Annotated in this window: 10 protein-coding genes and 1 pseudogene; 2 read left to right on the top strand and 9 right to left on the bottom strand. The window is 63.8% G+C overall.

The annotated features are described in order from the left end of the window. Positions 1 to 133 precede the first annotated feature (133 nt). A complete protein-coding gene (gene lysM / locus EOB49_RS04690) occupies positions 134 to 607 on the top strand; it encodes a peptidoglycan-binding protein LysM (RefSeq protein WP_027039967.1) in 474 nt (157 codons plus the stop codon). A 102-nt stretch (positions 608 to 709) separates the two neighbouring features. Beyond that, positions 710 to 1,339 carry an alpha-ketoglutarate-dependent dioxygenase AlkB gene (locus tag EOB49_RS04695; RefSeq protein WP_127380288.1) on the top strand — a complete coding sequence of 210 codons (630 nt, stop codon included), beginning with the start codon at positions 710 to 712 and terminating at the stop codon, positions 1,337 to 1,339. Here the strand turns inward: EOB49_RS04695 and coaA are convergent. The 9 genes and pseudogenes from coaA to EOB49_RS37365 form a co-directional block, all read right to left on the bottom strand. Then, positions 1,326 to 2,285 carry a type I pantothenate kinase gene (gene coaA / locus EOB49_RS04700; protein ID WP_127380289.1) on the bottom strand — a complete coding sequence of 320 codons (960 nt, stop codon included), beginning with the start codon at positions 2,283 to 2,285 and terminating at the stop codon, positions 1,326 to 1,328. The two genes, EOB49_RS04695 and coaA, sit on opposite strands and share 14 nt — an antisense overlap. 24 nt (positions 2,286 to 2,309) lie before the next feature. Further along, positions 2,310 to 2,633, bottom strand: coding sequence for a phosphoribosyl-ATP diphosphatase (locus tag EOB49_RS04705; RefSeq protein ID WP_127380290.1), 324 nt, complete (start codon positions 2,631 to 2,633; stop codon positions 2,310 to 2,312). Positions 2,634 to 2,703: 70 nt separating this feature from the next. Further along, the gene (hisF, locus tag EOB49_RS04710) at positions 2,704 to 3,498 is read right to left on the bottom strand and encodes an imidazole glycerol phosphate synthase subunit HisF (protein ID WP_164781588.1); all 795 of its coding nucleotides are present in this window, start codon (positions 3,496 to 3,498) and stop codon (positions 2,704 to 2,706) included. After that, the gene (locus EOB49_RS04715) at positions 3,495 to 4,331 is read right to left on the bottom strand and encodes an arginase family protein (RefSeq protein ID WP_127380292.1); all 837 of its coding nucleotides are present in this window, start codon (positions 4,329 to 4,331) and stop codon (positions 3,495 to 3,497) included. The genes hisF and EOB49_RS04715 overlap by 4 nt, the downstream gene beginning before the upstream one ends. Then, positions 4,328 to 5,071 (bottom strand): 1-(5-phosphoribosyl)-5-[(5-phosphoribosylamino)methylideneamino]imidazole-4-carboxamide isomerase, encoded by a 744-nt coding sequence (gene hisA / locus EOB49_RS04720; protein ID WP_127380293.1) that lies wholly within the window; start codon positions 5,069 to 5,071, stop codon positions 4,328 to 4,330. Before hisA ends, EOB49_RS04715 begins: the two co-directional genes overlap by 4 nt. A gap of 4 nt (positions 5,072 to 5,075) precedes the next feature. Further along, positions 5,076 to 5,366 (bottom strand): DUF1330 domain-containing protein, encoded by a 291-nt coding sequence (locus EOB49_RS04725; protein ID WP_127380294.1) that lies wholly within the window; start codon positions 5,364 to 5,366, stop codon positions 5,076 to 5,078. Positions 5,367 to 5,453: 87 nt separating this feature from the next. Further along, positions 5,454 to 6,104, bottom strand: coding sequence for an imidazole glycerol phosphate synthase subunit HisH (gene hisH / locus EOB49_RS04730; RefSeq protein ID WP_127380295.1), 651 nt, complete (start codon positions 6,102 to 6,104; stop codon positions 5,454 to 5,456). Between the two features lies 1 nt (position 6,105). Next, positions 6,106 to 6,582, bottom strand: a complete 477-nt coding sequence (locus EOB49_RS04735) for a DUF2628 domain-containing protein (RefSeq protein WP_127380296.1) — start codon at positions 6,580 to 6,582, stop codon at positions 6,106 to 6,108. A 4-nt stretch (positions 6,583 to 6,586) separates the two neighbouring features. Next, a pseudogene (locus EOB49_RS37365) lies at positions 6,587 to 6,797 on the bottom strand (imidazoleglycerol-phosphate dehydratase); the annotation flags it as partial.

Raw genomic sequence — 6,797 nt, forward strand, 5'->3', positions numbered from 1 at the left:
CGCGGCACGATCAAGAAGCTGCGCGGCCGGGTGGAGAACGATTAAGCACCACACCAATCACGCGCAAAACGACTTCCCATTTTGGACCGCAGATGCAAAGTTCAACCATTGCCATTAGCAAGGGAGACCAAGGATGGGCATGTTCGATTTCGTCAAGAGCGTCGGCAAGAAACTGGGCATCGGCGGTGACGACGAAGCCGCACCCACGGCCGACACACTCAAGAAGGAGCTCGATTCGCACAAGCTCGGCACCGATGGCGTCGAGGTCGTCGTCACGGGCGACACGGCGGTGCTGAAGGGTGTGGTCAAGGACCAGTCGATCTTCGAGAAGGCGGTCATCGCCGTCGGCAACACGCTCGGCGTCTCCAAAGTGCAGGCCGACGAATTGCAGGTCGCGCCAGCACCTGGCACGGCCGCCGCCCCCGCCAAGGAGCCCACCTTCTACACGGTGAAGAAGGGCGACAATCTCTGGAAGATCGCCGAGAAAAGCTACGGCAAGGGCCAAGGCGTCAAGAACACGGTCATATTCGAGGCCAACAAGCCGATGCTGACCCATCCCGACAAGATCTATCCGGGCCAGGTGCTGCGCATTCCCGACCTCGCCTGATCGGCGGCTGCCAATTCGACAAGAGCGGCGGCTTTCGGGTCGCCGTTTTCATTTGATCGTGACATTTTACGGTTCCGAACCATCCAAGAGGTAATCGAATCCGTGCTCGTCCTGCCCAAAGGCGTCCGCCACATGCCGGCCTACCTGTCGCGCAGCGCGCAGGAAGAGCTGGTCGACCAGGTGAGACGGATCGTGCAGCAGGCGCCGCTGTTCGTGCCGGCCATGCCGCGCACCGGCAAGGAGATGAGCGTGCGCATGACCAATTGCGGGCCGCTCGGCTGGGTCACCGACAAGGAGCACGGCTATCGTTACCAGCCGGCGCATCCGGTAACCGGGGCGCCTTGGCCGCCGATCCCGGATGCGCTGCTCGACCTGTGGCGTGAGGTCTCGGGCTATCCGCACCCGCCGGAAGCATGCCTCATCAATTTCTACACGCCGGACGCAAAAATGGGCCTGCATCAGGACCGCGACGAGACCGATTTTTCGGCGCCGGTCGTCTCCGTCTCGCTCGGCGACGACTGCCTGTTCCGAGTCGGCCAGACTACGCGTGATGGCGCCACCAAGTCGTTCAGGCTGAAAAGCGGTGACGTCGTGGTGCTCGGCGGCGAGGGGCGGCTGTGCTTTCACGGCGTCGATCGGATCTATCCCTCGACCTCGGCGCTGCTGAAAAACGGCGGGCGGATCAATCTGACGCTGCGGCGGGTGACGGAGCCGGCCGTCACAGCTTCCTGAGCGCCACTTCCTCGATCAGGTGATCGGCGCCCTTGCGCAGGATCAAGTCGGCGCGGGCCCGCGTCGGCAGGATGTTCTCGCGCAGATTCTTCAAATTGATGTTGGTCCACAGGCCTTCGGCGATGGCGCGCGCCGAACCCTCCGACAGCTGCGAATAGCGGTGAAAGAAGGAGTCCGGGTTGCGGAAGGCGGTCTCACGCAGCCGCATGAAGCGGGAAATATACCAGTTGTGGATCAGCTTCTCGTCGGCATCGATGTAGATGGCGAAATCGAAGAAGTCCGACAGGAAAGGCACGATCTTGCCGTCCTGCGGCAGCTTGCCGGGCTGCAGGACATTGATGCCTTCGAAGATCAATATGTCGGGCCGGTCGATGGTGACGAACTCGCCGGGAATGACGTCATAGGTCAGGTGCGAATAGACCGGCGCGCGGACATCGGGCAGCGCCGACTTGATGCCCGACAGGAAGCGCAGCAGCGCACCCACATCGTAGCTGTCGGGGAAACCCTTGCGCTCCATCAGGTTCTCGCGCCGCAAGACCTCGTTGGGCAGCAGGAAGCCGTCGGTGGTGATGAGATCGACCTTGGGGCTCGACGGCCAGCGCGCCAGCAGCTCCTTCAGCACGCGTGCGGTGGTCGATTTGCCGACCGCGACTGAACCGGCGATGCCGATGATGAAGGGTGTCTTGACCACGTCGACCGCGTTGAATAAGGCCTGGCGTTGCCGAAACAGCAGCTGGCTCGCTTCGACATGCGCCGACAACAGCCGCGACAGCGACAGATAGATGCGCGTGACCTCCTCGAGATCGACCGGATCGTTGAGCGAGCGCAGGCGGCGGAATTCGTCCGCGCTCAGCGTCAGTGGGGTATCGGCGCGGAATTGCGACCATTGCTCGGCGGAGAAGAAGCGAAAGGGGGAATACTTCTCGGTCGGCGCGAGCTGATCCATCGAGATACCTGCCCTTCCTCGCGGTCAGCCCTTGGGCCGTGACGCCTTCTCGGCGATGCCCGAACGCCGGGTGCGGCCTTCGAGTTCCCTGAGCACGTCGCTCAGCGAAACTCCCGAGAGGCCGAGAACGACGAGCCAATGATACATAAGATCGGCACTTTCCGAAACGAGGGCCTGTTTGTCGCCCTTGACGGCGGCAATCACCGTCTCGACGGCCTCCTCGCCGAGCTTCTGCGCCGCCTTGTCGATGCCGCGCGCGAACAATTTTGCCGTCCACGAATCCGGATCTCCGGAATGGGCGCGTTCCCCAATGATTTTTTCCAGATCGGAAAGCGAAAACTCGGTCATGGCGTCATCTATCTGCTTGTTTAAGCATGATCTTTTCCGAAAACCGGTTCCCACTTTTCGGGATCATGCTTTAGGGCCGATTATTCACAGAGTCCAGCCGCATAGGCAGCCCCGCGGCGGCCATATGCGCCTTGGCCTGCGCTATCGTGTAGGTGCCGAAATGGAAGATGGACGCGGCCAGCACCGCGCCGGCATGGCCGTCGCGAATGCCTTCGACCATGTGGTCGAGCGTGCCGACGCCGCCGGAGGCGATCACCGGCGCGCGCACGGCGTCTGATATCGCGCGGGTCAGCGCGATGTCGTAGCCGGCCTTGGTGCCGTCCCGATCCATCGAGGTCAGCAGGATCTCGCCGGCGCCGCGATCGACCATTTTCCGGGCGAACTCGACCGCATCGATGCCGGTCTTTTCGCGGCCGCCATGAGTGAAGAGCTCCCAGCGGTCGGTCTCACTGGTGCCCGACACCTTCTTGGCGTCGATGGCGACGACGATGCACTGGTTGCCGAACTTGTCGGCGGCCTCGGCGACGAAATCCGGGTTCTTCACCGCGGCCGTGTTGATCGACACCTTGTCGGCGCCGGCCAAGAGCAGCTTCCTGATATCGGCGACCTGGCGCACGCCGCCGCCAACGGTCAGCGGCATGAAACATTGTTCGGCGGTGCGTGCGATGACGTCGAAGATGGTCTCTCGATTGTCCGACGAAGCCGTGATGTCGAGGAAGCAAAGCTCGTCGGCGCCGGCCGCGTCATAGGCCTTGGCCGCCTCGACCGGATCGCCGGCGTCGACGAGATCGACGAAGTTGACGCCCTTGACGACACGGCCGTTCTTGACGTCGAGACAGGGGATGACACGGGCTTTCAGCATCAGCGGCCCTCTATCGTGGCGATGAGATCGTTCAGCAACTGGCCAACCAGCGGCGGAACATCGGCCTGGGCGTCGAAGGCCGGGTCGTAGGCGGAGACGGTGATGCCGACGATCGGCACCGCCAGCGCCATGGCGCACGTGGCATCGCGCAACTGTTCCGGGCTCGGCCCGCCCGAAGTGATATAGCGGTTGGCCTGCAGCTCCCGGGGATCGTGCACGTCCATGTCGAGATGCATGTGCACGCGTCTGGCGCCGGCGATCTTCAGTCTTTCGGCCGCCCGGGCCACCCCGGAGCATTCCGTCCGCACGATCGGCAATGTCTCCAGCAGCCGCTTCTCGTCCGGATCGAGATCGCGCGCGTTGACGAGCACGCAGCGTGACGGATCGACCGGCTTGAAGCCGGGAATGGCGGACGCCATCGGTCGCCAGCACAGGCCGAGCACGGTCGCCAGCGCCATGCCGTCGAGAAAGCCGTATGTGGATGTCTCGGGCGTGTTGAGATCGCCATGCTGGTCGGCCCAGATGATCGCATCGGCGTCTTCGCCGGCGACCGCGCCGGCGCTGGTCAGGCAGTTTCCGGCAAGGACGATGGGAAACCGACCGGCGTCACGGGCAAGACGAACCTCGCTCGCAACCGCGTTGCAGACGGCAAAGCCGGTGGCGATTTCGCGCTCCTGGGTATCTCCAACCTTGCCGATATCCTCGACCATCACATCGTGGCCGGCCATCGTCAGGGCGTCGACGAGCCCGCCAGAGACCAGCGCGTCCGGACCCTGGCCCATGCCGCCATGGTAATGGCCGCTGTCATAGGACGCCAGGATAATGGAGATTTTCACGTCCGCGTCTCCGCCCTGCCCTGCAGGATCGCCAGGGCCTCCGCCGGATCGATGCGGCCATCATAGAGCGCGCGGCCGGAGATCGCGCCTTCGAGCTTTTGCGCATCGGGCATGGTCATGCGCACGATGTCGGCGATCGAGGCGAGGCCGCCCGACGCGATGACCGGGATCGACACGGCATCGGCGAGGTCGATGGTGGCGTCCCAGTTGATGCCGGTCAAAACGCCGTCGCGGTCGATGTCCGTGTAGATGATGGCAGCGACGCCGGCGCCCTCGAACTTCCTCGCCAGTTCGATGACGCCGAGGCTCGACGCCTCGGCCCAGCCCTCGACGGCGACCTTGCCGCCCTTGGCGTCGATGCCGACGGCGACCTTGCCCGGAAACGCCTTGCAGGCCTGCTTGACAAGGTCAGGATCGCGCACCGCCACCGTGCCGAGGATGACGCGGGCCAGCCCGCGATCGAGCCAATCTTCGATCTGCGCCAGCGTGCGGATGCCGCCGCCGAGCTGCACCGGGTTCTTCGTTGCCTTGAGGATGGCGCCGACCGCCGCACTGTTGACGCTCTGGCCCTGGAAGGCGCCGTTGAGGTCGACGACATGCAGCCATTCGAAACCCTGTTGCTCGAAGGCCCGCGCCTGCGCGGCAGGATCATCGTTGTAGATGGTCGCGGTCGCCATGTCGCCATGCCTGAGGCGCACGCACTGGCCGTCCTTGAGATCTATCGCCGGGAAAAGGATCATCCGTTCAGGCGCCTTCCACAATGGCGAAATGGGATGTCGAATAGAGACGTCGGAATTTCAGCGCCACCTGGTATTCAGGCGAATGGAAGCAGGCGAGTGCGACCGCATAGCTCTCGAACTCGATGATGACATGGCGATTGCCCGATGGCCCTTCCGGGCTCGACGATTGACCGCCGCGGGTCAGGAACTTTGCGCCATATTTGTCGAAAGCCGCTTTGTTGGCGGCAATGTATAGCGGATAGTTTTCCGGATCGGTCACCTCGACCATCGCCATCCAGTAGCCCTTCTTGCTCATGGTCTATCCCTCTGCTCGAGCATGATCTCCGGACAAACGGGAACCGTTTGTCCGAGAAAGCCGGGGTCCACTTTTCGGGATCATGCTCTAGGGCCTCCAGCGCAGGAAATTGGTGATCAGCGCGAGGCCGAGCGCCTGGCTCTTTTCCGGGTGGAACTGCGTGCCGACAAGATTGTCGCGGGCGACGGCCGCCGTCACCGGGCCGCCATAGTCGGCAACCGCCAGAACCTCGTCCGCCTTGCCCGCATCGAGATGATAGGAATGCACGAAATAGGCATGCAGCCCGCTTGCGCCAGTCGGTATGCCGGCAAACAGCGGATGCTGGCGCTTGAGCTCGATCGTGTTCCAGCCGATCTGCGGGATCTTCAGCGCCGGATCGGAAGGCATGATCTCCTTCACGTCGCCCGATATCCAGCCGAAGCCCTTGGTAATCGTCTTTTCGAGGCCGCGCTGCGACATCAGCTGCATGCCGACGCAGATGCCGAGGAACGGCCGGCCCTTGACGATCGCAACCTCCTCGACGGCTTCCCACATGCCTTCGACGGCCTGCAGGCCGGAGGCGCAGTCGGCATAGGCGCCGACGCCGGGCAGGACGATGCGATCGGCCGTGCGCACCCGCGCGGCATCTGCGGTCAGGTCGATATCGGCCGATATGCCGGCTTCGCGCGCGGCGCGCTCGAAAGCCTTGGTGGCCGAGCGCAAATTGCCCGAGCCGTAGTCGATGATCGCAACCCGCATGTCAGCTTCTTCCCGGAATGTGGGTCAGCCCCAGCGCCATGCCCGGCTGCGCTGGCCGCGCGAGGGCAGCATCGGGGACCATGCGCGGCGCCGGCACAACCTCATCGGGAAGCGCCTCCGCTTCCAGCGCATAGCGTGTGTCGGCATCGTCGAGCCAACCGGCTTCGACCGCGCCCCATTCGTGCCAACCGCGCCGGCGAAGTGCCGCGATGCGCAGGCCTTGCCCTTCCAGTCCGACATAGAGCGAAACCAACAGTGACAGCAGCGAGCCGGCCAGACCAAGGCCGAGCTTCTGGCCCAGCATCGAAAGCAGGCCCATGACGACGAAGGCAAGCGCTGCCTCGATCCACAGCCGATGCCAGGCGAACCATAGCGGCGGCACCAGGAGGCCCAGCCAGGTGAAGCCATCGCGGACAAAGGCCGTGGCATCGGCCTTCTCGCTTCGGCCTGGCGGTTCCATCACGACATAGGTGGCCATGGCCTTATCCCTTCAACGATCCCTTGGTGGAGGGAACCGCATCCGGCTGGCGCGGATCGCGTTCGAGAGCCGCGCGCAGCGCGCGCGCCACCGCCTTGAAGCAGGTCTCGGCGATGTGATGGTTGTTGGCGCCATAGTGATTGGTGACATGCAGCGTGATGCCGGCATTCTGCGCCAGCGCCTGGAAGAATTCGCGCACCAGCTCGGTGTCGAAA

Origin of the sequence: Mesorhizobium sp. M7A.F.Ca.MR.148.00.0.0 (assembly GCF_003997735.1) — a bacterium.
Taxonomy (GTDB): domain Bacteria; phylum Pseudomonadota; class Alphaproteobacteria; order Rhizobiales; family Rhizobiaceae; genus Mesorhizobium.

Coding starts and splice junctions, on each gene's coding strand:
- lysM (WP_027039967.1), top strand. CDS start 134: ATGGGCATGTTCGATTTCGTCAAGAGCGTCGGCAAGAAACTGGGCATC.
- coaA (WP_127380289.1), bottom strand. CDS start 2,285: ATGGATCAGCTCGCGCCGACCGAGAAGTATTCCCCCTTTCGCTTCTTC.
- EOB49_RS04705 (WP_127380290.1), bottom strand. CDS start 2,633: ATGACCGAGTTTTCGCTTTCCGATCTGGAAAAAATCATTGGGGAACGC.
- hisA (WP_127380293.1), bottom strand. CDS start 5,071: ATGATCCTTTTCCCGGCGATAGATCTCAAGGACGGCCAGTGCGTGCGC.
- EOB49_RS04725 (WP_127380294.1), bottom strand. CDS start 5,366: ATGAGCAAGAAGGGCTACTGGATGGCGATGGTCGAGGTGACCGATCCG.
- hisH (WP_127380295.1), bottom strand. CDS start 6,104: ATGCGGGTTGCGATCATCGACTACGGCTCGGGCAATTTGCGCTCGGCC.
- EOB49_RS04735 (WP_127380296.1), bottom strand. CDS start 6,582: ATGGCCACCTATGTCGTGATGGAACCGCCAGGCCGAAGCGAGAAGGCC.